Source organism: Streptomyces sp. NBC_00252, assembly GCF_036187565.1.
Taxonomy (GTDB): domain Bacteria; phylum Actinomycetota; class Actinomycetes; order Streptomycetales; family Streptomycetaceae; genus Streptomyces.
In genome coordinates this window covers 5,695,284-5,718,773 of record NZ_CP108087.1, presented here as the reverse complement: position 1 = coordinate 5,718,773, position 23,490 = coordinate 5,695,284, and the positions used below count along the sequence as shown (strand labels likewise).

The 23,490-nt window shown below is 70.0% G+C and carries 22 protein-coding genes; 11 read left to right on the top strand and 11 right to left on the bottom strand.

The genetic code is table 11. The features are described from left to right. Nucleotides 1-58: 58 nt before the first annotated feature. The 6 genes from OHT77_RS25175 to OHT77_RS25150 all read left to right on the top strand — a co-directional run bounded on the left by OHT77_RS25175 (nt 59) and on the right by OHT77_RS25150 (nt 5,246). Complete coding sequence (locus OHT77_RS25175) at nt 59-1,870, top strand: phosphatidylglycerol lysyltransferase domain-containing protein (RefSeq protein ID WP_328830732.1); 1,812 nt, start codon at nt 59-61, stop codon at nt 1,868-1,870. A gap of 151 nt (nt 1,871-2,021) precedes the next feature. Next, nucleotides 2,022-2,930 (top strand): dihydropteroate synthase, encoded by a 909-nt coding sequence (gene folP / locus OHT77_RS25170; protein WP_328830731.1) that lies wholly within the window; start codon nt 2,022-2,024, stop codon nt 2,928-2,930. After that, entirely contained in the window at nt 2,927-3,430 is a 504-nt protein-coding gene (locus OHT77_RS25165) for a nuclear transport factor 2 family protein (RefSeq protein ID WP_328830730.1), read from the top strand. The genes folP and OHT77_RS25165 overlap by 4 nt, the downstream gene beginning before the upstream one ends. Nucleotides 3,431-3,730: 300 nt before the next feature. After that, a complete protein-coding gene (gene folB, locus OHT77_RS25160) occupies nt 3,731-4,090 on the top strand; it encodes a dihydroneopterin aldolase (RefSeq protein WP_266769819.1) in 360 nt (119 codons plus the stop codon). Next, nucleotides 4,087-4,698 (top strand): 2-amino-4-hydroxy-6-hydroxymethyldihydropteridine diphosphokinase, encoded by a 612-nt coding sequence (gene folK, locus OHT77_RS25155; RefSeq protein WP_328830729.1) that lies wholly within the window; start codon nt 4,087-4,089, stop codon nt 4,696-4,698. The genes folB and folK overlap by 4 nt, the downstream gene beginning before the upstream one ends. A 59-nt stretch (nt 4,699-4,757) precedes the next feature. After that, nucleotides 4,758-5,246, top strand: coding sequence for a DUF3180 domain-containing protein (locus tag OHT77_RS25150; protein WP_328830728.1), 489 nt, complete (start codon nt 4,758-4,760; stop codon nt 5,244-5,246). A 99-nt stretch (nt 5,247-5,345) separates the two neighbouring features. Here OHT77_RS25150 and folE read toward each other — a convergent pair whose 3' ends face one another. The 6 genes from folE to dacB all read right to left on the bottom strand — a co-directional run bounded on the left by folE (nt 5,346) and on the right by dacB (nt 12,996). Beyond that, complete coding sequence (folE, locus tag OHT77_RS25145) at nt 5,346-5,951, bottom strand: GTP cyclohydrolase I FolE (protein ID WP_266769825.1); 606 nt, start codon at nt 5,949-5,951, stop codon at nt 5,346-5,348. Between the two features lie 132 nt (nt 5,952-6,083). Continuing rightward, nucleotides 6,084-8,117, bottom strand: coding sequence for an ATP-dependent zinc metalloprotease FtsH (gene ftsH / locus OHT77_RS25140; protein ID WP_328830727.1), 2,034 nt, complete (start codon nt 8,115-8,117; stop codon nt 6,084-6,086). Nucleotides 8,118-8,302: 185 nt separating this feature from the next. After that, on the bottom strand, nt 8,303-8,863 hold the full coding sequence (gene hpt, locus OHT77_RS25135) for a hypoxanthine phosphoribosyltransferase (protein WP_033286141.1): 561 nt from the start codon (nt 8,861-8,863) through the stop codon (nt 8,303-8,305). 65 nt (nt 8,864-8,928) lie between these two features. Continuing rightward, nucleotides 8,929-9,969: a tRNA lysidine(34) synthetase TilS gene (gene tilS / locus OHT77_RS25130; protein WP_266769829.1), complete on the bottom strand. Its 1,041-nt coding sequence runs from the start codon at nt 9,967-9,969 to the stop codon at nt 8,929-8,931. Nucleotides 9,970-10,162: 193 nt separating this feature from the next. Further along, nucleotides 10,163-11,287, bottom strand: coding sequence for a zinc-dependent metalloprotease (locus OHT77_RS25125; protein WP_328830726.1), 1,125 nt, complete (start codon nt 11,285-11,287; stop codon nt 10,163-10,165). 92 nt (nt 11,288-11,379) lie between these two features. Next, nucleotides 11,380-12,996 (bottom strand): D-alanyl-D-alanine carboxypeptidase/D-alanyl-D-alanine endopeptidase, encoded by a 1,617-nt coding sequence (gene dacB / locus OHT77_RS25120; protein ID WP_328834335.1) that lies wholly within the window; start codon nt 12,994-12,996, stop codon nt 11,380-11,382. 124 nt (nt 12,997-13,120) lie between these two features. On the opposite strand from dacB, the gene OHT77_RS25115 reads away from it, so the two are divergent. Together OHT77_RS25115 and OHT77_RS25110 are read left to right on the top strand one after the other, a co-directional pair. After that, complete coding sequence (locus tag OHT77_RS25115) at nt 13,121-13,612, top strand: inorganic diphosphatase (RefSeq protein ID WP_019070224.1); 492 nt, start codon at nt 13,121-13,123, stop codon at nt 13,610-13,612. A gap of 103 nt (nt 13,613-13,715) precedes the next feature. Next, the gene (locus OHT77_RS25110; RefSeq protein ID WP_328830725.1) at nt 13,716-15,368 is read left to right on the top strand and encodes a threonine/serine ThrE exporter family protein; all 1,653 of its coding nucleotides are present in this window, start codon (nt 13,716-13,718) and stop codon (nt 15,366-15,368) included. A gap of 34 nt (nt 15,369-15,402) precedes the next feature. Here the strand turns inward: OHT77_RS25110 and OHT77_RS25105 are convergent, their stop codons facing one another. Further along, nucleotides 15,403-16,362: a DedA family protein gene (locus OHT77_RS25105; RefSeq protein ID WP_405880137.1), complete on the bottom strand. Its 960-nt coding sequence runs from the start codon at nt 16,360-16,362 to the stop codon at nt 15,403-15,405. A gap of 146 nt (nt 16,363-16,508) precedes the next feature. Between OHT77_RS25105 and OHT77_RS25100 the strand changes: the two genes are divergently transcribed. Continuing rightward, on the top strand, nt 16,509-16,874 hold the full coding sequence (locus OHT77_RS25100; RefSeq protein WP_328830723.1) for a YbjQ family protein: 366 nt from the start codon (nt 16,509-16,511) through the stop codon (nt 16,872-16,874). A gap of 22 nt (nt 16,875-16,896) precedes the next feature. Here the strand turns inward: OHT77_RS25100 and OHT77_RS25095 are convergent, their stop codons facing one another. Further along, nucleotides 16,897-17,658 carry a MerR family transcriptional regulator gene (locus tag OHT77_RS25095; protein WP_328830722.1) on the bottom strand — a complete coding sequence of 254 codons (762 nt, stop codon included), beginning with the start codon at nt 17,656-17,658 and terminating at the stop codon, nt 16,897-16,899. 145 nt (nt 17,659-17,803) lie between these two features. Between OHT77_RS25095 and OHT77_RS25090 the strand changes: the two genes are divergently transcribed. Next, on the top strand, nt 17,804-19,087 hold the full coding sequence (locus OHT77_RS25090) for an ion channel protein (RefSeq protein WP_328830721.1): 1,284 nt from the start codon (nt 17,804-17,806) through the stop codon (nt 19,085-19,087). 39 nt (nt 19,088-19,126) lie between these two features. Beyond that, entirely contained in the window at nt 19,127-20,533 is a 1,407-nt protein-coding gene (locus OHT77_RS25085; RefSeq protein WP_328830720.1) for a glutamate decarboxylase, read from the top strand. Between the two features lie 469 nt (nt 20,534-21,002). Here OHT77_RS25085 and OHT77_RS25080 read toward each other — a convergent pair whose 3' ends face one another. From OHT77_RS25080 to OHT77_RS25070, 3 genes are all read right to left on the bottom strand, one after another. Further along, nucleotides 21,003-21,764 carry an ABC transporter permease gene (locus OHT77_RS25080; RefSeq protein WP_328830719.1) on the bottom strand — a complete coding sequence of 254 codons (762 nt, stop codon included), beginning with the start codon at nt 21,762-21,764 and terminating at the stop codon, nt 21,003-21,005. Further along, the gene (locus OHT77_RS25075; RefSeq protein ID WP_328830718.1) at nt 21,761-22,762 is read right to left on the bottom strand and encodes an ATP-binding cassette domain-containing protein; all 1,002 of its coding nucleotides are present in this window, start codon (nt 22,760-22,762) and stop codon (nt 21,761-21,763) included. Before OHT77_RS25075 ends, OHT77_RS25080 begins: the two co-directional genes overlap by 4 nt. A gap of 78 nt (nt 22,763-22,840) precedes the next feature. Then, a complete protein-coding gene (locus OHT77_RS25070; RefSeq protein ID WP_266769845.1) occupies nt 22,841-23,482 on the bottom strand; it encodes a PadR family transcriptional regulator in 642 nt (213 codons plus the stop codon). Nucleotides 23,483-23,490 lie beyond the last annotated feature (8 nt).

Below are 23,490 nucleotides of genomic sequence, written 5' to 3'. Positions count from 1 at the left end.
GGATCCAAGGTCTCTCGCAGAACTATGGGATGCGATGTCTGTCAGGATAGATGGGGAAATGTCGGGCGGGGTTCCTAGCCGAACAAGCCGGGTCCGGCGCATAGTCCGTGGTCCGCGCCCCGAGGCCGTTCCCACGCTCGTCGCCAGGGCCTGTGCCCTCGTCGGCCTGCTGGACATCGCCGCAGGGGTGTTCCCGCGCTTCCGGCACAGCCGGATGCACACGATGGCGGAGGTGCTGCCGGGCGCGCTCGGGCCCTTCGCGGCGGCGCTCTCGCTCAGCGCCGGTGTGCTGTTGCTGCTGCTCGCGCACGGGCTCAGGCGGCGCAAGCGCCGCGCCTGGCGGGCCGCCGTCGCGCTGCTCCCGGCGGGCGCCGTGGCGCAGTTCGCGTACCGGCACTCCCTCATAGGAGTCGTCATCTCGGCCGCGCTGCTCGCGCCGCTGCTGATGCACCGGGACGAGTTCCGGGCACTGCCCGACCCGCGCAGCCGCTGGCGCGCGCTCGCCAACTTCGTGCTCATGGGCGCCGGTTCCCTCGTCCTCGGACTGGTCATCGTCAGCGTCCACTCCAAGCGCATGGTCGGCGACCCGAGCCTGGCCGACCGCATCACGCACGTCCTGTACGGCCTGTTCGGCTTCGAGGGACCCGTCGACTACGAGGGCAGCACCTCCTGGACGGTGGCCTTCTCGCTGGGCGCCCTGGGGCTCCTCACGGCGGTCACCACGATCTACCTCGCGTTCCGGCCCGAACACCCGGCCGCGCGGCTCACCCCGGAGGACGAGACGCAGCTGCGTGCCCTCCTGGAGAAGCACGGCCGTCGCGACTCGCTCGGCCACTTCGCGCTCCGCCGCGACAAGGCCGTCGTCTTCTCGCCCAGCGGCAAGGCGGCGGTGACGTACCGCGTCGTCTCCGGGGTGATGCTCGCCAGCGGTGACCCCATCGGCGACGTGGAGGCCTGGCCGGGCGCCATCGAGCGGTTCATGGACGAGGCGAAGGCCCACTCCTGGACGCCCGCCGTCATGGGCTGCTCGGAGACGGGCGGCGAGGTGTGGACCCGCGAGACCGGTCTCGACGCCCTCGAACTGGGCGACGAGGCGGTGGTCGACGTGGCGGATTTCTCGCTCGCCGGGCGCGCGATGCGCAACGTACGCCAAATGGTGAAGCGCATCGAGCGGGCCGGCTACGAAACCCGGGTACGGCGTGTACGTGACCTCGGCGAGGGCGAGTTGGAGCGGATCCGGCTCGCCGCGGAGGCATGGCGGGGCACCGACACCGAGCGCGGCTTCTCCATGGCGCTCGGCCGCATCGGCGACCCGGCCGACGGCGACTGCTTCATCGCGACCGCCCACAAGGCCGACGAACAGCCGGGCGAGTACGGCGACTTGAAGGCCATCCTGCACTTCGTGCCCTGGGGCACCGACGGCATGTCGCTCGACCTGATGCGCCGTGACCGCGCGGCCGACCCGGGGATGAACGAACTGCTGATCGTCGCCTCCCTCCAGGCGGCGCCGAAGCTCGGCATCACGCGCGTGTCGCTCAACTTCGCGATGTTCCGCGCGGCGCTCGCCCGGGGCGAGAAGATCGGTGCGGGCCCGGTGCTGCGCGCCTGGCGCGGACTGCTGGTCTTCCTGTCCCGCTGGTTCCAGATCGAGTCCCTGTACAAGTTCAACGCGAAGTTCCAGCCACGCTGGGAACCCCGCTTCGTCGTCTACCGCGCCTCAGGCGACCTCCCCCGCATCGGCTTCGCCGCCATGCAGGCCGAGGGCTTCGTCAACCTGGCCATCCCGTTGCCGCGCTTCCTGCGCCGCCGTACGGCCGCGGCCCCGGCCTGCGCCCACGGGCTGGCGGAACGGGATGTCCGGGCGGCCTGACCGACCGGCCCGGCCCGAGCGGGCACCCCGCCTCCCCCCGAGGCGGGCCCGCCCGGGCCGGGTCCCGCGGACCGCGGTCCCCCGCCGGACCAGGCCGCTTCCACCCGGCCCGCAGGGCCGTGCGCCCTCCCTCTGGGCCTACGCTGGCCGTATGAGCAAGCAGAGCGGACGCGGGCGCGTCACGGGCCTTCCGGAGTGGGACCGGTGCGCGGTCATGGGAGTCGTGAACGTCACCCCGGACTCCTTCTCCGACGGCGGCCGCTTCTTCGACACCACGGCGGCCGTCAAGCGCGGCCTCCACCTGGTCACCGAGGGCGCCGACCTGGTCGACGTCGGCGGCGAGTCGACCCGCCCGGGCGCCGCCCGCGTGGACGAGGCCGAGGAACTCAAACGCGTCATCCCCGTGGTGCGCGGCCTCGCCTCCGAAGGCGTCACCGTCTCCGTCGACACCATGCGCGCCTCCGTCGCCGAACAGGCCCTCACCGCGGGCGCCGTCCTGGTCAACGACGTCAGCGGCGGCCTCGCCGACCCCGCGATGATCCCGGTCGTCGCCGCCTCGGGCGCCCCCTTCGTCGTCATGCACTGGCGCGGCTTCCTGGAGGGCGGCAACGTCAGGGGGGTCTACGACGACGTCGTCACCGAGGTCGTCGACGAACTGCACGCACGCGTGGAGGCCGTTCTGGCCGGCGGTGTCGCCCCCGACCGGATCGTCGTCGACCCGGGACTCGGCTTCTCCAAGGACGCCGAGCACGACCTCGTCCTCCTGGCCCACCTCGACCGCCTGCTCGCCCTCGGCCACCCCCTCCTGGTCGCCGCCTCCCGCAAACGCTTCCTCGGCCGCGTCCTCGCAGGTCCCGAGGGCGCGCCCCCGCCCGCACGTGAGCGCGACGCCGCCACGGCCGCCGTCTCCGCGCTCGCGGCGCACGCCGGCGCATGGGCGGTGCGCGTGCACGAGGTCCGCGCCACCGCCGACGCGGTACGCGTGGCACGCGCCGTGGAAGGGGCGCGCGCCCCCGGCGCCCACCCGGCCCCGCACACCAACTCCGAGGCCGCCCTGTGACCGCCCCCCACACCGACGTCGAGCAGGTGGAACTCGCCAACACCGCGTTCTACGAGACCCTCGAACGCGGCGACTTCGACAAGCTGTCCTCGCTCTGGCTCACCCCGGCCGACCTCGGCGTCGACGAGGAATACCACGACCCGGCGGACAGCGGCGTGATCTCCTGCGTGCACCCGGGCTGGCCGGTGCTGACCGGGCGCGGCGAGGTCCTCAGGTCGTACGCGCTGATCATGGCGAACACGGAGTACATCCAGTTCTTCCTGACCGACGTGCACGTTTCGGTGACCGGCGACACCGCGCTGGTGACCTGCACGGAGAACATCCTCAGCGGCGGCCCGTCCCCCGACGACAGCGACGAACTGGGCCCCCTGGTGGGCCAACTCGTGGTCGCCACGAACGTGTTCATGCGAACACCCGACGGCTGGAAACTGTGGTCGCACCACGCGTCCCCGGTTATGGCCGAAAACGACGAGGACGAGGGCGAGGACACCCCCACCTGAGTGGGTAGACGCCCCTCCTGGACATCCGCCGGGGGTCGACCAAGCTCATCCGAGCGCATCGGAAACCCGTCGGGACCAAGAAGTGGTTGAAATCACGAACGTGCGGGTAGGGGCGGCTACCGACCCATGAGCCACCGGGTTCCCCAGGGGAAACGCTCGATGAACCCTCTGGCCCCGGGCAGTGCCCCCGCCCCCGCGGCCCGGCACTGTCAGTGCCCGCAGGTAGATTCGCTCGAGGCCGGGGTACCGCCCGCACACGGTACGAACCGGCCACCACCGACGATTGCAGGAGTGATTCGCGTGGATCGTGTCGCGCTGAGCGGCCTGAAGGCCCGCGGGCACCACGGCGTGTTCCCGAAGGAGCGCGAAGAGGGCCAGACCTTCATCGTGGACATCGTCCTGGGCCTGGACACCCGGCCGGCCGCCGCCGACGACGACCTGACGAAGACCGTGCACTACGGCATCGTGGCCGAGGAGGTCGTGGCCGTCGTCCAGGGCGAGCCCGTCAACCTCATCGAGACCCTCGCCGAGCGCATCGCGCAGACCTGCCTGAAGCACGAAGGGGTCGAGGAGGTCGAGGTCCGCGTCCACAAGCCGGACGCCCCGATCACCGTCCCCTTCGACGACGTGACCGTCACCATCACCCGGAGCCGAGTATGACCTTCTCGTTCACCGAGGGTCACAGCGACCCGACCGTCCAGCCGGTGCCCGCCTCCGTGGTGCAGCAGGTGGACGCCGCCGACACCACACTCAGCAACCCCAGGCGCGCCGTGATCTCCATCGGCGCGAACCTGGGCAACCGCCTGGAGACCCTCCAGGGCGCCATCGACGCGCTGGAGGACACCCCCGGCGTCCGCATCAAGGCCGTGTCGCCGGTCTACGAGACGGTGCCGTGGGGCGTCGACCCCGACAGCCAGCCGTCGTACTTCAACGCGGTCGTCGTCCTCAAGACCACCCTGCCCCCGTCCTCCCTGCTGGAGCGGGCGCACGCGGTCGAGGAGGCCTTCCACCGGGTCCGCGAGGAGCACTGGGGCGCGCGCACGATCGACGTCGACATCGTCGCGTACGCCGACGTCGTCTCGGACGACCCGGTCCTGACGCTCCCCCACCCGCGCGCCCACGAGCGGGCCTTCGTGCTCGCGCCGTGGCATGACGTGGAGCCCGAGGCGCAGTTGCCGGGGCGCGGTGCGGTCGCCGCCCTCCTCGACGCCGTCACGCGTGACGGCGTCGCGCCCCGCAAGGACCTGGAACTCCGGCTGCCCGAGTAGTCGTTAAGGTCGAGACGACCACTACGCCCGGACAGGGCACGGGGAGCTGAAGGGACACCGTGAGAGAGCTGCGGATCAGGGTGCTGGCCGGCGTGTTCGTGATCGCCGGAGTGCTGTCCTGGGCAGGGGCCCGGCTGTGGAGCGCGGTGGGGACCCTGCCGAGCGTTCCGCTGGCCGCGCCCATCGTCCTCGCCGTGATCGCCGTGGTCCTGCTGGCCACGGCGCTCTCCCTGCGCGCCCGCCTCAAGGCGCAGCGGGAGCGCCGCCCCGGCGCCAAGGGCGTCGACCCCCTGATGGCCGCCCGCGCGGTCGTCTTCGGCCAGGCCAGCGCCCTGGTGGCCGCCCTCGTCGCCGGCATGTACGGCGGCACGGGCGTCTACCTCCTGGAGTCCCTCGACATCCCGGCCCGCCGCGACCAGGCCATCTACGCCGGCTTCTCGGTCGTGGCAGGCATCGCGGTCATAGCGGCAGCCATCTTCCTGGAGCGCATCTGCAAGCTCCCGGAGGACGACGACAACAACGCGGCAGGAGCAACACCCGTCACCTGAGGGCCCCGAAAGGGGCGCGGGGAACTGCGCGCCCAGCCCCCACGGACCCGCACCCGACAGACAACCGCGACACGGCCCCCGGCACAGCGCCCCGCGTCGTCAACGAGCCATGATCAAGCTCATCGCCTCGTTACGGGTGGCCGGATCCCGCAACTGCCCCCGCACAGCAGACGTAATGGTCTTGGCGCCAGGCTTCCGCACCCCCCGCATCGACATGCACATGTGCTCGCACTCGACCACGACGATCACCCCGCGCGGCTCCAGAATCGACATCAGCGAGTCGGCAACCTGCGTGGTCAACCGCTCCTGCACCTGAGGCCGCCGGGCGTAGACATCCACCAGCCGAGCCAGCTTCGACAACCCGGTGATCTTCCCGTCGGCCGACGGAATGTACCCGACATGCGCGACTCCGACGAACGGCACCAGATGGTGCTCACACGAGCTGAGCACCTCGATGTCCTTCACCAGGACCATCTCGTCGTGCCCCAGATCGAACGTCGTCGTCAGCACGTCCTCGGGCCGCTGCCACAACCCCGCGAATATCTCCTTGTACGCCCGCGCCACCCGCGCCGGCGTCTCCCTGAGCCCCTCACGCTCCGGGTCCTCACCAACCGCGATCAACAGCTCACGTACGGCGTTCTCGGCGCGCTTCTCGTCGAAGACACCGATCGTTCCCTCGCCGTCCAGCGTCACGGGGTCGGTCATCTCTGCCTCGTTCCTGTGCGGGTCACGCGTGTGCGGGACACACGCCTCAGTTGCGGGCAAATGGAAAAGCCGCGCCCCCCAGGCTAAATCCCGGGGGGCGCGGCATCCATTTCAAGCCGTGTGAGACGCGCTTCAGTTGTCGGGGCGGTCCTCCGGAGCCTTCTCCAGCGTGGGAGAGGACTCGGTGGTCGCACCGGCGGTGAGCGCGGGTCCCGCGCCGTTCGTCCCGTTCGTCAGCGACAGCTCCTTGGGGGAGAGCACCGGCGGGCGGGTGGACGGCGTACGGCGGGAGGAGCCGGTCCAGGAGGGACGGGCCGGACGCCGGACGATGGGAGCGAAGACCTCGGCGATCTGCTCCTTGTTCAGCGTCTCCTTCTCCAGCAGCTGGAGCACGAGCGCGTCGAGCACGTCACGGTTCTCGACCAGGATTTCCCAGGCCTCGTTGTGCGCGTTCTCGATGAGCTTCTTGACCTCTTCGTCGACGAGCGCGGCGACCTCTTCCGAGTAGTCGCGCGGGTGCGACATCTCCCGGCCCAGGAAGGGCTCGGTGTTGTCGCCGCCGAACTTGATCGCGCCGAGGCGCTCGGTCATGCCGTACTGCGTGACCATCGCGCGGGCCGTCGCGGTGGCCTTCTCGATGTCGTTCGCGGCGCCCGTGGTCGGGTCGTGGAAGACCAGTTCCTCGGCCGCGCGGCCGCCCAGCATGTAGGCCAGCTGGTCGAGCATCTCGTTGCGCGTGGTCGAGTACTTGTCCTCTTCCGGCAGGACCATCGTGTAGCCCAGAGCACGGCCTCGGGAGAGGATCGTGATCTTGTGCACCGGGTCGGAGTTGGGGGAAGCCGCCGCGACCAGGGCGTGTCCGCCCTCGTGGTACGCGGTGATCTTCTTCTCCTTGTCCGACATGATCCGGGTCCGCTTCTGCGGGCCCGCGACCACACGGTCGATCGCCTCGTCCAGCATGGCGTTGTCGATCAGCTTGCGGTTGCCTCGGGCGGTGAGCAGGGCGGCCTCGTTGAGGACGTTGCTCAGGTCCGCGCCGGTGAAGCCCGGCGTACGGCGCGCGACGGCCGACAGATCGACGTCCGGAGCGACCGGCTTGCCCTTCTGGTGGACCTTGAGGATCTCCAGACGGCCCTGCATGTCCGGGCGGTCGACCGCGATCTGGCGGTCGAAGCGGCCGGGGCGCAGGAGGGCCGGGTCGAGGATGTCGGGCCGGTTCGTCGCGGCGATGAGGATCACGCCGCCCTTGACGTCGAAGCCGTCCATCTCCACGAGCAGCTGGTTCAGCGTCTGCTCGCGCTCGTCGTGACCGCCGCCGAGGCCGGCGCCGCGATGGCGGCCGACCGCGTCGATCTCGTCGACGAAGACGATCGCCGGGGCGTTCGCCTTGGCCTGCTCGAAGAGGTCACGGACTCGGGAGGCACCGACACCGACGAACATCTCGACGAAGTCGGAACCGGAGATCGAGTAGAAGGGCACCCCGGCCTCGCCCGCGACGGCGCGCGCCAGCAGGGTCTTGCCGGTGCCGGGGGGGCCGTACAGGAGTACGCCCTTGGGGATCTTGGCGCCGACGGCCTGGAACTTCGCCGGCTCCTGGAGGAACTCCTTGATCTCGTGCAGTTCCTCGACGGCCTCGTCCGAGCCCGCGACGTCCGCGAACGTCGTCTTCGGGGTGTCCTTGGTGATGAGCTTGGCCTTGGACTTCCCGAAGTTCATGACTCGGGAGCCGCCGCCCTGCATCTGGTTCATCAGGAACAGGAAGACGACCACGATGAGGACGAAGGGGAGCAGCGACAACAGGATCCCGACGAAAGCGTTCTGCTTCGTCGGCGACACCGTGTAGCCGTCCGGAATCTGCTTGTCCTGGTACTTGGTCTGCAGCGTGGCCGCGAGGTCCACGCCTTGGTCGCCGATGTAGCTCGCCTGGATCTTGGAGCTGCCCTCGACCTTTACGCCGTCCTTGAGCGTGGCCTTGACGGTCTGCTCGTCACCGGTGGTGATCTTGGCCGACTCGACCTTGTTGTCATTGATCGCCTGGACGATCTGGCCGGTGTCCACCGTCTTGTAGCCGCCGGACGAGCCGACGACCTGCATCAACACGACCACGGCAAGGACGGCCAGCACGATCCACATGACCGGCCCACGGAAGTATCGCTTCACGTCCATCCATACGGAGCGAATTCGCTCCGTCCCTCCTGCCATAGTGAGTTTGATAAAGACAGTTCTTCTGACGGTACCCCAGCATGGTGGGCCGAAGCCGCACAGGACCGCTGAGAGACGCGTCTGCATGCTCCAACGGCGCGAAACCCGCTGGGGTTCCCGATCGTCTTACAGGCTTGGGCCGAGTGGCCCTAGCCGCCGTAGACGTGCGGCGCGAGCGTACCGACGAACGGGAGGTTGCGGTACTTCTCGGCGTAGTCGAGGCCGTAGCCGACGACGAACTCGTTCGGGATGTCGAAGCCGACCCACTCCACCTCGATGGCGACCTTCGCCGCCTCCGGCTTGCGGAGCAGGGTGCAGATCTTCAGCGAGTCCGGCTCGCGCGAGCCGAGGTTGGAGATCAGCCAGGACAGCGTCAGCCCGGAGTCGATGATGTCCTCGACGATGAGGACGTGCTTCCCCTTGATGTCGGTGTCGAGGTCCTTGAGGATCCGCACGACACCGGAGGACTGGGTGCCCGCGCCGTACGACGACACGGCCATCCAGTCCATGGTGACGGGGGTGGACAGCGCCCGGGCGAGGTCCGCCATGACCATCACCGCGCCCTTGAGGACGCCGACGATCAGCAGGTCCTTGCCCGCGTACTCCGCGTCGATCTTCGCGGCGAGCTCCACGAGCTTCGCGTCGATCTCTTCCTTGGTGATGAGCACCGACTGGAGGTCGTCACCCATGTCTTTCGCGTCCACCCGCATCACTTTCGGTCGTCCAACCGGCTACTACCTGGCCCCTCCCCCGGAGGCCCGGAGGGGGTGTCGATTCAGCCTTGCCGAATCACCAGTCTGCCACCCTGGCGCTGGGCGACGACTTTGCCCGGGAGATTGATGGCTCCCTGGCCGCGCCAGCCGGTGATCAGGCGGTCGACTTCCTCGATGTGACGGGCGAACAGCGAACCGGCGGGGGCGCCGGCCTGGATGGCGGCCCGGCGCAGCACGCGGCGGCGCACGGCGGGCGGCAGCGCGTAGAGCTTGGCGCACTCCAGGAGCCCGGTGGCGTCCCGTACGGAGGCCTCGGCCTGGCTGGCCCAGGTGTCGAGGGCGTCGGCGTCGTCCCGCGACAGCTGCGCCGTACGGGCGAGTGCCTCCACGACCCCTTTGCCGAGCGCCTTCTCCAGGGCCGGGAGGCCTTCGTGGCGGAGGCGGGAACGTGTGTACGCGGGGTCGGTGTTGTGCGGGTCGTCCCAGACGGGCAGCGACTGGACCATGCAGGCCTTGCGGGCGGTCTGCCGGTCGAGCTGGAGGAAGGGGCGGCGGTAACGGCCGTCGGCCCCCGAGACCGCGGCCATCCCGGACAGGGAGCGGATGCCGGAGCCGCGGGCGAGGCCCAGCAGGACGGTCTCGGCCTGGTCGTCGCGGGTGTGGCCGAGCAGGACGGCGGCGGCGCCGTGCCGGGCGGCGCAGGCGTCGAGGGCGGCGTAACGGGCGTCCCGGGCTGCTGCCTCGGGGCCGCCCTCGCGGCCCACGGTCACGCTGGTGGCCTCGACCGGGTCCAGGCCCAGCTCTCGCAGGCGCAGGACGACCTCGTCGGCGCGCAGGTCGGAGCCGGCCTGGAGGCCGTGGTCGACGGTGATGCCGCCGGCCCTGATGCCCAGCTTGGGGGCTTCGAAGGCGAGGGCGGAGGCGAGGGCCATGGAGTCGGCGCCGCCGGAGCATGCGACGAGCACGAGCGGCGAGGGCGGGCGCTCGTGCGAGGTGTGCCGGGAGGCACCGGCGGTCTGGAGGGCCTCGTGGTCGGTGAGGATGTCGTGGAGTACGCGGCGGACCGCCAGGCGTATCGCCGCGACCGCAGGATGGGGACCCATGTCCGGTTCCCTTCATGAAGTTTTCGGGGGGTTGGCCCGAGGTTCGGTCACTCAGAGTGTGTAGATGGTGACAGAACCGGGGCGTTCCCCGAGCATCGCACGCCTACCCATCGCTCACGGTCCCTCGGACGGGTGATTGCAGGGGCGTTCGCCTGCCGTAGGCCGGATTCGTCTCACCCCGCCCACGGCCCGTTCACGACTCGGCCTTGCGGTGCACCCGCGCGACCCAGTCCGCCGGTTTGGCGATCTCCGTCTTGGTCGGCAGCGTGTTCGGGGAGGTCCACACGCGGTTGAAGCCGTCCATGCCGACCTCGTCGACGACCGCGCGGACGAACCGCTCGCCGTCCCGGTACTGCCGCAGCTTGGCGTCCAGGCCGAGCAGCTTGCGCAGCGCCGAGTCCAGTCGCGAGGCGCCCTTCGCGCGACGCTGCTGGAACTTCTCGCGGATCTCCGCGACGCTCGGCACGACGTCGGGACCGACGCCGTCCATCACGAAGTCGGCGTGCCCCTCCAGGAGGGACATCACGGCGGTGAGGCGGCCGAGGATCTCCCGCTGCGCGGGCGTCTGCACGATCTCCACCAGGGAGCGGCCGTCGCTGTCGTCCTCCTCGCCCTCGGGCCGGCCACCGGCCAGCGACTGGGCGGCCTCCCGGATGCGCTCCAGGACCGTCATGGGGTCGACCTCGGTCTCCCCCAAGAACGACTGGATCTCGCCCTCCAGATGGTCACGCAGCCAGGGCACCGCCGTGAACTGCGTGCGGTGCGTCTCCTCGTGCAGGCACACCCACAGGCGGAAGTCGTGGGGCTGTACGTCGAGTTCGCGCTCCACGTGCACGATGTTCGGCGCGACCAGCAGCAGCCGACCGCCCTTCGCCCCCGCCGGCAGCTCGCGGGAGGCCGGGGCGAACGTCTCGTACTGGCCGAGCACCCGCGAGGACAGGAACGACAGCAGCATGCCCAGCTCCACGCCGGTCACCTTGCCGCCGACCGCGCCGAAGACGGCGCCCCCGGGGGTGTTGCCACGCCGCTCCTGCATCTTGTCCAGCAGCGGCTTGAGGACCTCCCGGAACCCGGCGACGTTCGCCCGCACCCAGCCGGGGCGGTCGACGACCAGGATCGGAGTGTCATGGATGTCGTCCGTGCCCATCCGGGTGAAGCCCCGGACGTGTTGCTCCGAGGCCTTCGCATGCCGGCGCAGCTCCGCGACGACGGCCCGGGCCTCGTCGCGGCTCACCTCGGGGCCCGGCCGTACAAGTCGGGTCGCGGTCGCCACCGCGAGATTCCAGTCGACCATCTCGGCACCACCGATGCTCGTCATGCGTCAACCGTACGTGAGCGCTGCCGCTTGGGGCAGGGCACGCGGTGGGCGAGGACGGGCTTGGTCGGAACGTTGCCCGGCGCCGTGGGGGTCTAACTGCAGCCGCAGGCCGCCAGTGCTGTTGCCGTGTGGTCGAGGGCCGCCTGGGCCTCCAGGGTGTTCGTGGTGTCGGAGGCCATGAAGGCGAAGGCGAGGAGTTGGCCGTCCTTGTCCACGACCGTGCCCGCCAGGGTGTTGACCCCGGTGAGGGTGCCGGTCTTGGCGCGGACCACGCCCGCGGCGCCTGTGGCGTCGGTGTAGCGGCTGGTCAGGGTGCCGGTGAAGGCGGCGATGGGGAGGCCGGTGAGGACAGGGCGGAGTTCCGGGTGGGCCGGGTCGCCTGCCTTGACCAGGAGGGCGGTCAGGAGGTCGGCGGTGAGGCGGTCGTCGCGGTTGAGGCCGCTGCCGTCGTTGAACGCGGTGCCCTTGAGCGGGAGGTGAAGCTTCGTCAGCTGGGCGGCGATCGCGGCGGCGCCGCCGGCGAAGTCGGCCCGCCTGCCCGTGGCCACGGCGGTCTGGCGGGCCAGCGCCTCGGCGATGTCGTTGTCGCTGTTGGTCAGCATCCGCTCGACGATGTCGGAGAGCGGCGGCGAGGTGACCGCGGCGAGGGTGTCGGCCCGGCCGGTCGCCTTGGAGGGGCCCGGGGACGTCGTCGTGATGCCCTGCTTCTTCAGGAAGCCCGCGAACTTCTTGGCCGCCTCCGCCGCGGGGTCCGTCACCCGCTGCACCTGCCCGCTGGACGAATCGTCCGTACGGCCCTCGTCGGCCATCAGGGCGCTGACCGGGGCGAGGTTCTCGTTCTCCCCGATCGGGTGGAGTTCGGGCCCGGCGTACAGGGTCGTGTCGTACGACAGCGTCACGTCGCTCATGCCGCGCTTCTTGAGGGTCGCCGCCGTCTTGTCGGCGAGGGTGCGCAGGCTGGCCCAGCCTTCGGCGTCCTGGTGGGCCGTCAGGGTGGGATCGCCGCCGCCGACCAGGACGAGTTCCTTGGTGTCGGGCTCCAGGGCGGCGCGGGTGGTGAGGCGGTGGTCGGGGCCCATCGCGGAGAGGGCGGCCACGGCGGTGGCGATCTTCGTCGTCGAGGCCGGGGTCAACGCGTCGTCGACGCCGACTCCGTAGAGGCGCTTTCCGGTCGAGATGTCCACCACGGCGGCCGTGTGGCGGGTGCCGAGCGCCGCGTCGCCCAGGAGGGGCGTGAGGACGTCCGCGAGCGCCGTGCCGGTCGGGGACGACTTCACGGTGTTCGCGGAGCCGCCGAGGCCGACCAGGACGGACGCGGCGCTCGGGGCGGGGCGGGGTGCCTTGGCGGACGTATCGGAATTACGGCCGTGATCTACGCCACCTGACTGTTCGAGTGCGACGGCGCGGTCCCGCTCGGCCGTACGCTGACCCGAGGAGTCCCAGGGACCCGCGGCGGTCACCACGACCGCGGTCAGCGCCATTCCGGCGGTGGCCGCGACGGCGGTGAACTGCCAGGTCCTGTCGGGCCGCGGCACCTTCGCGACCTGCGGTGACACGGACGCGACGAGCCGGGCGACCTTCGGCGACACGGCTTGAGTGAGCCGCGAGACCTGCGGTCGTACGGCTTGATCGAGCCGTGTGACCTGCGGTTTCACGGACTTCGCGGCCCGCTCGAGACGGGGCCGGACGGCTCTCGCGATCCGCGCCACTTGCGGTCTCGCGGCCCGCCAAGGCCTCAGCTCCGGCACGACCACCAGCCCCTTTCGCGATCACCCACCTGCGTGAGGGACACTTAACCACCAGAACTATGTGCTGATCATGGAGGAGCCACCGGTGGAGTTCGACGTCACGATCGAGATCCCGAAGGGTTCGCGGAACAAGTACGAGGTGGACCACGAGACCGGTCGGATCCGCCTGGACCGTCGACTCTTCACCTCGACCAGTTACCCGGCCGACTACGGCTTTGTCGAGAACACGCTCGGCGAGGACGGCGACCCGCTCGACGCGCTGGTCATCCTGGAGGAGCCGACTTTCCCCGGCTGCCTCATCAAGTGCCGCGCGATCGGCATGTTCCGGATGACCGATGAGGCCGGCGGCGACGACAAGCTGCTGTGCGTCCCGGCGTCCGACCCGCGTGTGGAGCACCTGCGTGACATCCACCACGTGTCGGAGTTCGACCGCCTGGAGATCCAGCACTTCTTCGAGGTCTACAAGGACCTGGAGCCCGGCAAGTCGGTCGAGGGCGCCAACTGGGTGGGCCGCACGGACGCCGAGGCGGAGATCGAGCGCTCCTACAAGCGACTCAAGGAGCAGGGCGGCCACTGAGCCCCCCGCGCACCGACGGGCCGCACGCGCACGCGTGCGGCCCGTTTCCATGTCTGTGCGCATACTGAAGATCACCGAAGCGTCGTACAGGGAGTGCCGCGGAGTGACGGAAGCCGAGGACCGCAAGCCGCAGTCGGACGAGGCCAGGAGTGCCTTCACCGCTCCGGCGGGCGTCGAGGCGGCGGCCGTGTCGATCGACGGCGAGTCTTCTACGACGTCCGAGTTCGCCGTGCCGAGCGGGCTCGACGTGACGCCCGCGCCGGCCGTCGAGGACTCCGAGGGCTCGGCGTTCAGTCCGCCCAGCCTCTACAGCGCGCGCAAGGCGCCGCCCGCCTTCACTCCCCCGACCGGGATCCCCGTCGTCAGCCTCACCAAGGACGTGCCCTGGCAGGACCGGATGCGCACGATGCTGCGCATGCCGGTGGCCGAGCGGCCCGCGCCGGAGCCGGTGCAGAAGCCGGACGACAGCGGCCCCGCCGTGCCCCGTGTGCTCGATCTGACGCTCCGCATCGGGGAGTTGCTGCTCGCGGGCGGTGAGGGCGCCGAGGACGTCGAGGCGGCCATGTTCGCGGTCTGCCGGTCCTACGGCCTCGACCGGTGCGAGCCGACCGTCACGTTCACCTTGTTGTCGATCTCCTATCAGCCCTCCCTGGTGGACGATCCGGTGACCGCGTCCCGGACCGTACGGCGCCGGGGCACCGACTACACGCGGCTCGCGGCCGTGTTCCGGCTGGTCCAGGACCTCAGCGACCCGGAAACGGCCCTCTCCCTGGAGGACGCCTACCGGCGGCTCGCGGAGATGCGGCGCAACCGGCACCCGTACCCGGGCTGGGTGCTGACCTCCGCCAGCGGGCTGCTCGCGGGTGCCGCCTCCGTGCTCGTCGGCGGCGACATCATCGTGTTCTTCGCCGCCGCGCTCGGCGCGATGCTCGGCGACCGGCTGGCGTGGCTGTGCGCGGGGCGCGGGCTGCCGGAGTTCTACCAGTTCACGGTCGCCGCGATGCCGCCCGCCGCGATAGGAGTCGCGCTCACGGTCGCGGACGTCAATGTGAAGGCCTCCGCGGTCATCACCGGTGGCCTGTTCGCCCTGCTGCCCGGGCGGGCGCTGGTGGCGGGCGTGCAGGACGGGCTGACGGGCTTTTACATCACCGCGTCGGCACGGCTCCTGGAGGTCATGTACTTCTTCGTCGGCATCGTGGCCGGCGTCCTGATCGTCCTGTACTTCGGCGTGAAGCTGGGCGCGCAGCTCAACCCGGACGCGGCCCTCGGCAACTCCCACCGCCCCCTGTGGCAGATCGCCGCGTCCGTGCTGCTGTCGCTGACCTTCGCCGTACTGCTCCAGCAGGAACGATCCACCGTGCTCCTGGTGTCCCTCAACGGAGGCGTCGCCTGGTCTGTGTACGGGGCGATGCACTACGTCGCCAAGATCTCGCCGGTCGCCTCCACGGCCGTCGCGGCGGGGCTGGTCGGGCTGTTCGGGCAGTTGCTGTCGCGGTACCGGTTCGCGTCGGCGTTGCCCTACACGACCGCGGCGATCGGGCCTCTGCTCCCTGGTTCCGCCACGTACTTCGGGCTGTTGGCGACCGCGCAGAACGAGGTCGACCGGGGGTTGGTGTCACTGGCCACGGCGGCTTCTCTCGCCATGGCCATCGCCATCGGGGTCAACCTGGGGTCGGAGATCTCGCGGTTGTTCCTACGGCTGCCGGGCGCTTCCAGCGGGGCTCGGCGGGCGGCCAAACGGACCCGGGGTTTCTGAGCGCCCGACAACTCGGGGAGCTTGGCTTCTGCGGCTAGCCCTGGGGGTAGCCGTTCTGGGGGTAGCCCTGGCCCTGGCTCTGGTTGTCGTACGGGGGGTACTGCTGGTTGCCGTACTGCTCGTTGCCGTAGGGCTGTTGCTGGTACGGCTGCTGTTGCTGGGGCTGGGCGTAGTACTGGTCGTAGCCGTTGTTCTGGTCGTACCCGTTGTTCTGGTCGTAGCCGTTGTGCTGGGGCTGCTGTTGTTGCTGCTGGGGCTGGTGCTGCTGGGGCCTGTCCACGCGGCGGAGCTGGGTCGTCGAGTCGTCCATGATCACGGGGAAGGGCTGGGTCGCCGCCGGGTCGCCGGGCAGTTCCTGGTGGGCCGGGGGGTTCTTCCTGGCCTTGGAGCGGGCGCGGAGGAACTCGATGATGATCGGGACCACGGAGATCAGGACGATCAGGATCAGGATCGCTTCGATGTTCTTGTGGACGAAGTCGATGTTGCCGAGCCAGGAGCCGAGCAGCGTGACGCCCGCGCCCCACAGGACGCCGCCGATGATGTTGTACGTGATGAAGGAGCGGTACTTCATGCCGCTGACGCCGGCGATGATCGGCGTGAAGGTGCGCACGATCGGCACGAAGCGGGCCAGGACAAGGGACTTGGGGCCGTACTTCTCGAAGAACTCGTGCGCCTTGACCACGTTCTCCTGCTTGAACAGGCGTGAGTCCGGGCGGTTGAAGAGCGAGGGGCCGACCTTCTTGCCGAAGAGGTAGCCCGCCTGGTCGCCGAGGACCGCCGCGACGCAGATCAGCACGACGGCCGCCCACAGCGGGAAGTCGAGGGTGCCCGCGGTGATCAGCAGACCGCAGGTGAACAGCAGGGAGTCACCCGGCAGGAAGAACCCGATGAGCAGGCCGGACTCCGCGAAGACCACGAGCAGGAGGCCCCAGATCCCGAACCGGTCGAGCATGGTGTTCGGGTCGAGCCAGCTCGGGCCGAGGGCGAGCGTCATCACGGTTCCGGGCTCCTGAGGGGTGGAGGGAGGTGCGTCGGCGTCCAGGTGCAGCCGCACAAAGCTATCAACGCGATGTGTCCGTCCCAGGTTCCACCGGTGACTCCAGGATGCACTGTGCATCCCGTAGGACAAAGCTGTGAGCCATGGGTATCGAAGAGTACGGCGGCGGCCAGGGGCCGCAGGCGGATGTGTTGGTCGTGACGACGAACGACGTCCCGGGGCACCGGGTCGAGCAGGTGATCGGTGAGGTGTTCGGGCTGACCGTGCGGTCACGGCATCTCGGGAGCCAGATCGGCGCCGGTCTGAAGTCGATGGTCGGCGGTGAGCTGAAGGGGCTCACCAAGACCCTCGTGCAGACCCGCAACCAGGCCATGGAGCGGTTGATCGAGCAGGCACGCGCGCGGGGGGCCAACGGCGTCCTGGCGTTCCGCTTCGACGTGACCGAGGCGGCGGACGTGGGCACCGAGGTGTGCGCCTACGGGACGGCGGTGGTCCTGGCCCGGGAGTAGCGCGTACCCCCGGGCCGGGCCTCTAGGAGGTGTGCCGGGACGCGTTCGCCAGGATCGCGTCCTTCAGGTGCCCGGCCAGGCCCGGGGCCATCGCGTCGTAGAACGCCTTGAAGCGTTCGTCGGAGATGTACATCTCGGCGAGGCAGGTGTGCATCTCGTAGGAGCACGGGTAGAACCAGCGGTCGATGTGCAGGCGGTGCTCCTCGGCGAGGTCCATCGCCGCGTCGGCGGTGGGGAGTTCGCCCGCGGTCACCAGGGTGGCGTACCGCTCGCTCCAGTCGTCGACCTCGGCCTGGAGGCGTTTCCAGTCGGTCTTCGTGTAGCGGGCGGCGCGGCGCTGGGACTCGGCGTAGGCCTCGGTGCCGCCCCAGCGCTGTTCGGCCTCTTCGGCGTACTGCTCGGGGTCCTTGTCGCCGAAGATCTCGAAGCGTTCCTCGGGGGTGAGGTTGATGCCCATCGTGCGTGCCTCCATGGCGTGTTCCACGGCCTCGGCCATCTTCTGGAGCTTCTCGATCCGGGCGGTCAGCAGCTCGTGCTGGCGGCGCAGGTGGGCGCGCGGGTCCGTCTCCGGGTCGTCGAGCAGGGCCGCGACCTCGTCGAGCGGGAAGCCGAGCTCCCGGTAGAACAGGATCTGCTGCAGCCGGTCGAGGTCGACGTCGCTGTAGCGCCGGTGACCCGCGTGGCTGCGCTCGCTCGGGACGAGCAGGCCGATGTCGTCGTAGTGGTGCAGCGTGCGCACGGTGACCCCGGCGAATCCGGCGACCTGTCCTACGGAGTAGCTCACTTCCGCTCCTTCTTCTGTCCGTGCTCCACGGTGGTTCCTCACGCCACGTGAGGTGCAAGCCCTTGAGCCTGGCGGCGTACTGACCCGTCCCTCTCTGGACGTCCCTCAAGATGTTGGGTCCGTTTTGCCCGCTTATGGTGAGCGCGTGGCCCAGGACAGCGCGCAAGAGGCACCCGCAGCCCCGGCGACCCCGGCGCGCACTCTGCTGCCGATGATCGTGCCCGCGCTGGTCGTGGGGGTGGGCGCGAGTCTGCTCTTCATCGGGGTGAGCGAGGCGGCCGAGCAGCTCCAGCACGTGCTCTGGAAGAACCTGCCCGACGCCCTGGGCATCGGCCGGTACTCGGTGCTCTGGATGCTCATCATGCTGACGGCCACCGGCATCGCGGTCGGACTGGTGGTGTGGAAGGTGCCCGGGCACGCGGGCCCCGACCCGGCGACCACCGGCCTGGAGGCCGCGGCGCTGCCCCCGGCAGTGCTGCCGGGGCTGCTCCTGGCGACCGCGCTGATGCTCGCGGGCGGCCCGAGCCTCGGACCGGAGAACCCGATCATCGCCGTGAACGTGGCCCTCGCCCTGTGGCTGGGGCGCAGACTGGCGCCGCGGCTGCCGGGCGGGGTGTGGGGGGCGCTGGCCGAGGCGGCGACGATCGGGGCGCTGTTCGGGACGCCGGTCGCGGCGGCGCTGCTCATCTCGGAGGCGCTGGCCGCACGGGAGACCAGGGGTGCGCTGTGGGACAACGTGTTCGCGCCGCTGGCCGCGGCCGCCGCGGGCGCCATGACGACCACCCTGGTGGCCCATCCGACCTTCGACCTGCACCTGCCCGCGTTCGGCCGCCCCGGCTGGGGCGACCTGCTGACGGCCCTGGTCCTGGCCCCGTTGGCGGCGGCGCTGGGCATGGCGGCCGTCTACCTCTTCCCGTACGTCCACGGCGCCTTCTCCCGGCTCAAGCACCCCATGCTGACGCTTCCGGCCGGCGGGCTGGTCCTGGGCCTTCTGGCGGCGCTGGGCGGCCATCTGACGCTCTTCAAGGGGCTGGACGAGGTCGGGGAGCTCGCGGCCGATCCCGAGGGCTGGTCGGCGGGCCAGTTCGCGACGATGACCGTCGTGAAACTGGCGGCCCTGCTGGTCGCCGCGTCCTGCGGCTTCCGGGGCGGCCGGATCTTCCCCTCCGTCTTCATCGGCGTCGCGTTCGGCCTGTTCGCCCACGCGGTCGTGCCCGCGGTGCATCCGGCGCTCGCGGTCGGGGTCGGCGTCCTGGGCATGCTCCTCGCGATCACCCGCCAGGGCTGGGTGAGCCTGTTCACCGCCGCGATCCTGGTCGCCTCCCCCGCGATCCTCGCCCTGCTGTGCATCGCCTCGCTGCCGGCCTGGCTGCTGGTGACCGGCAGACCGCAGATGCAGTTGCACGCGGACGGAACTCCGGTTCGCTAGTACCCGTTGGTTCTGTTGATCCTTATCGGAGGCAAGCCCATGCCGTTGCACCAAGGTCCCGACCCGTCCGCCGAGCGCCCCATGTCCGTGAACCCCTTCTACGGAGAGGCCAATCCGGTCGGCGGCATGTCCGAGGCCCCGCCCAAGCACCGGCTCCCCGACGCCCCGCTGCCCCCGATGACGGCGGCGCAGCTCGTGCACGACGAGCTGATGCTGGACGGCAACTCCCGCCTGAACCTGGCGACTTTCGTCACCACCTGGATGGAGCCGGAAGCCGGCGTCCTGATGGCGGAGTGCCGCGACAAGAACATGATCGACAAGGACGAGTACCCCCGCACCGCAGAGCTGGAGAGGCGCTGCGTGGCGATGCTCGCTGACCTGTGGAACGCACCGGACCCCTCATCGGCCGTGGGCTGTTCGACCACGGGCTCCAGCGAGGCCTGCATGCTGGCCGGCATGGCCCTGAAGCGCCGCTGGATGCAGCGCAACAAGGACCGCTACCCAGCGGCCCGCCCGAACCTGGTGATGGGCGTCAACGTCCAGGTCTGCTGGGAGAAGTTCTGCAACTTCTGGGAGGTCGAAGCCCGCCAGGTCCCCATGGAGGGCGACCGCTTCCACCTCGACCCCCAGGCCGCCGCCGACCTGTGCGACGAGAACACGATCGGCGTCGTCGGCATCCTCGGCTCCACCTTCGACGGCTCCTACGAGCCGATCGCCGACCTGTGCGCCGCCCTGGACGCCCTCCAGGAGCGCACGGGCCTCGACATCCCGGTCCACGTGGACGGCGCGTCCGGCGCCATGGTCGCGCCCTTCCTGGACCCGGACCTCATCTGGGACTTCCGCCTCCCGCGCGTGGCCTCGATCAACACCTCGGGCCACAAGTACGGCCTGGTCTACCCGGGCGTCGGCTGGGCCCTCTGGCGCGACAAGGAGGCCCTCCCCGAGGAACTCGTCTTCCGCGTCAACTACTTGGGCGGCGACATGCCCACCTTCGCCCTCAACTTCTCCCGCCCCGGCGCCCAAGTGGTGGCCCAGTACTACACATTCCTCCGCCTGGGCCGAGAGGGCTACCGCGCGGTCCAACAGTCCACCCGGGACGTGGCCCGCGGCCTCGCAGACCGCATCGAAGCCCTGGGCGACTTCAAACTCCTCACCCGGGGCGACGAGTTGCCGGTCTTCGCCTTCACCACGGCCCCCGGCGTGGAGAACTACGACGTCTTCGACATCTCCCGCCGCCTCCGGGAACACAGCTGGCTGGTCCCCGCCTACACCTTCCCGGCCAACCGCGAAGACCTCTCCGTCCTCCGGATCGTCTGCCGCAACGGCTTCTCAGCAGACCTGGCCGAACTCTTCCTGGACGACCTGACCCGCCTCCTCCCCGAACTCCGCCGCCAGTCCCACCCCCTCACCCGAGACAAACAAGCGGCAACAGGCTTCCACCACTAACAGAGGCAGCAGGCCCCCCGTCACCCGCGCACGGCGAGAAGGCGACGTGTCGGGGGGTGTCCGCCCGCAGCGGTCGGCGCTCAACTCGCCGCACTCTCAAGAAACGCCGCCGCGCCGATCCGAGGACGGACACCCCCCGGCGCGGCGCCGCCCCCCAACGCACCGCAGGCGAACAAGGACGCACGGGCACCCACCCACAAAGCCGCACCCCCACTCACCCCAGGGGCGCGGGGCTGTGTCGATGTGCGGCTCCGCCGCGTGGCCGCGACCAGCCCCCACCGACCGGCGCCCCGCACTCTCAAGAACTGCGCCGCGCCGATCCGAGGACGGACACCCCCCAACACGTCGCCGCCCCACAACGCACCCCACGGGAAAGCGAACGGGCACCCACCCACAAAGCCGCACCCCCACTCACCCAGGGGCGCGGGGAACTGCGCGACCAGCCCCCACCGAACCCGCACCCGACAACTCACCGCCCCAGCCCCCGAAACCGCCGCACCGCAAGCGGCAGAAACACCACGAGCAACCCCACAGGCCAGGCCACGGCACCCCACACATGCCCCGCCTCACCCCCGGGCCCCCCGAACAACTCCCGCACGGCAGTAGCGGTCTGAGACATCGGGTTCCACTGAACCACCACGCCCAACCACCCAGGCATGGCCGCAGGCGTAGCCAACGCATTGGAGAGAAACCCAACCGGCCACACCAGAATCTGCACGGCCTGCACCATCTCAGGCCGCCCCGCCACAAGCGCCAGATAGATCCCGACCCAGAGCATGGCAAACCGAAAAAGAAGCAACAGCCCCACAGCACCGAGGAATTGACCGGCCCCCGCATCGAGACGCCACCCCAGCCCCACCCCCACCCCGATCAACACACCCAGCCCAATACCCGACTGCAACATGTCCGCCGCGGCCCGCCCCACAAGCACAGCCCCGTCAGCCATGGGCATCGACCGAAACCGATCAATCACCCCCTTGTTGAGATCCTGCGTAACGGCGACCATCGTCCCCTCCAGCCCAAAGGCCATGGTCAGCGCCAGCATCCCGGGCACCAGATAGTCGACGTAAGCACCCTCGACAGCCCGCCCACCCCCCACCAGATAGCCGAACATCAGCAGCAGCATCACCGGGAAAACGAGACTCACCACGACCTGCACAGGCTGCCGCGCCCAATGGGCGAGTTCCCGCCGCGTCATGGTCCAGGAATCGGTCAGAACGTAGGCACTCACACGGCCTCCTTCACGCTCGTCCGGTCATCGCCCCCGGTGAGGTGAAGAAACACCTCGTCCAACGTAGGCCGCCGCAAAGCAACATCCTCCGCACCGATCCCACCCGCCTCCAACGCCCGCACAACACCCGAGAGCGCCGACATCCGATCGGCCACCGGCGCACTGAGCAACCGCCGATCGACATCAACCCGAATGTCATCGCCAGGAAGCGGCAACAAGGCGACAGCGGCCCCCAGTTGACCCGCATCACGCAGCACGACGTCGATACGGTCACCCCCCACACGGGACTTCAACTCGTCCGGCGTGCCGTCGGCGATGACCCGCCCCCGGTCAACCACCGAGACCCGATCGGCAAGTTGATCGGCCTCTTCCAGATACTGCGTGGTGAGCAGCACCGTCGTCCCCCCACCGACGAGCGAGCGAACCGCCGCCCACACCTCCGCACGACCCCGCGGATCAAGACCGGTAGTCGGCTCGTCCAGAAAGAGAACCTCCGGTGCGGTGACGAGCGACGCGGCGAGATCCAGCCGCCGCCGCATCCCCCCGCTGTAGGCCCGCACCGCCCGGCGCCCGGTATCGGCGAGGTCGAACCGCTCCAGGAGTTCATCGGCCCGCACCCGCGCCCGCCGGGCCCCGAGATGGTGAAGCCGCCCGAACATCTCCAGGTTCTGCCGCCCGCCCAACTCCTCGTCCAGCGCGGCATGTTGACCAAGCAGCCCGATACGGAACCGAACCGCACGAGCCTGGCTCGTCACATCGCACCCGGCCACCTCGACCCGCCCGGAGTCGGCCCGCAGCAACGTGGACAGAACCCGAACCAGCGTGGTCTTGCCCGCCCCGTTGGGCCCGAGCACCCCCTGCACGGTCCCGCGCGCAACACACAGATCAAGCCCGTCCAACGCCTTCTTCCGAGCTTCCTTGCCCCTCTCGCCCCCCTTGCCCCTCGTGCCGCCGTACGCCTTGCACACGCCCTCGACAACGATCGCCGCATCGACCACTGAGCTCGAGACCCCCTAGCTAGTCAAACTTGACTACACGCCGAAAGTAACGCCGCGTCTCCCATTAGTCAAACTTGATTAGCGAGCATCCCCAGGATGCCGTTCCCCCGTCGCGTACGGATTCTCCTCACCGTCCGTGAGGATGCCCACGAACGGCTCCCCCTCCCCCGCGAACACGTACGCCCCACCCTCGATGCGCTCGATCAGCCCCTGGGTCCACGCGGCCTCGGCATCGGCCGTGTGGATCCAGAGGTTCATGATCTCGCCGATGTGGCCGAGCTGTTGGGGCCCGTCCTCGGGGATGTAGTGCTCGGTGACGGACGCCCGCCACTGGTCGATCCCCCGGGTCCGCTCCTTGAGCAGCGCCACCGCCTCCGCCCGGGGCAGATCGACGATCCCCCCGATCGCGGCCGACTTCACGTCCATCTGCTGGTCGTACGACGTCAACGCCTCGCGCAGCAGCCGGAAGTACTCCTCGTTGCCCCAGTCGGTGATCTCGTACTCCGTGCGCGGCGGACCCCCGACGGTGGACGGCGCGACCTCATGGGCGTGCAGGAAACCCTGCTTGGCCAGCTGCTTGAGCGCGTGATAGATCGAGCCGGGCTTGGCGTTGGACCACTCGTGCGCGCCCCAGTACTCCAGGTCGTTGCGCACCTGGTAGCCGTGGGCCCGCCCGTGCTGGCGCACGGCGTTGAGCACGAGAAGACGGATCGCTGACATGGGGCCAG

Excerpts from the sequence above, each read along its gene's own strand:
- OHT77_RS25175 (WP_328830732.1), top strand. The coding sequence starts at position 59 with ATGTCGGGCGGGGTTCCTAGCCGAACAAGCCGGGTCCGGCGCATAGTC.
- folP (WP_328830731.1), top strand. The coding sequence starts at position 2,022 with ATGAGCAAGCAGAGCGGACGCGGGCGCGTCACGGGCCTTCCGGAGTGG.
- folK (WP_328830729.1), top strand. The coding sequence starts at position 4,087 with ATGACCTTCTCGTTCACCGAGGGTCACAGCGACCCGACCGTCCAGCCG.
- folE (WP_266769825.1), bottom strand. The coding sequence starts at position 5,951 with ATGACCGACCCCGTGACGCTGGACGGCGAGGGAACGATCGGTGTCTTC.
- ftsH (WP_328830727.1), bottom strand. The coding sequence starts at position 8,117 with ATGGACGTGAAGCGATACTTCCGTGGGCCGGTCATGTGGATCGTGCTG.
- hpt (WP_033286141.1), bottom strand. The coding sequence starts at position 8,863 with ATGCGGGTGGACGCGAAAGACATGGGTGACGACCTCCAGTCGGTGCTC.
- tilS (WP_266769829.1), bottom strand. The coding sequence starts at position 9,969 with ATGGGTCCCCATCCTGCGGTCGCGGCGATACGCCTGGCGGTCCGCCGC.
- OHT77_RS25125 (WP_328830726.1), bottom strand. The coding sequence starts at position 11,287 with ATGACGAGCATCGGTGGTGCCGAGATGGTCGACTGGAATCTCGCGGTG.
- OHT77_RS25105 (WP_405880137.1), bottom strand. The coding sequence starts at position 16,362 with ATGACGCTCGCCCTCGGCCCGAGCTGGCTCGACCCGAACACCATGCTC.
- OHT77_RS25100 (WP_328830723.1), top strand. The coding sequence starts at position 16,509 with ATGGGTATCGAAGAGTACGGCGGCGGCCAGGGGCCGCAGGCGGATGTG.
- OHT77_RS25085 (WP_328830720.1), top strand. The coding sequence starts at position 19,127 with ATGCCGTTGCACCAAGGTCCCGACCCGTCCGCCGAGCGCCCCATGTCC.
- OHT77_RS25070 (WP_266769845.1), bottom strand. The coding sequence starts at position 23,482 with ATGTCAGCGATCCGTCTTCTCGTGCTCAACGCCGTGCGCCAGCACGGG.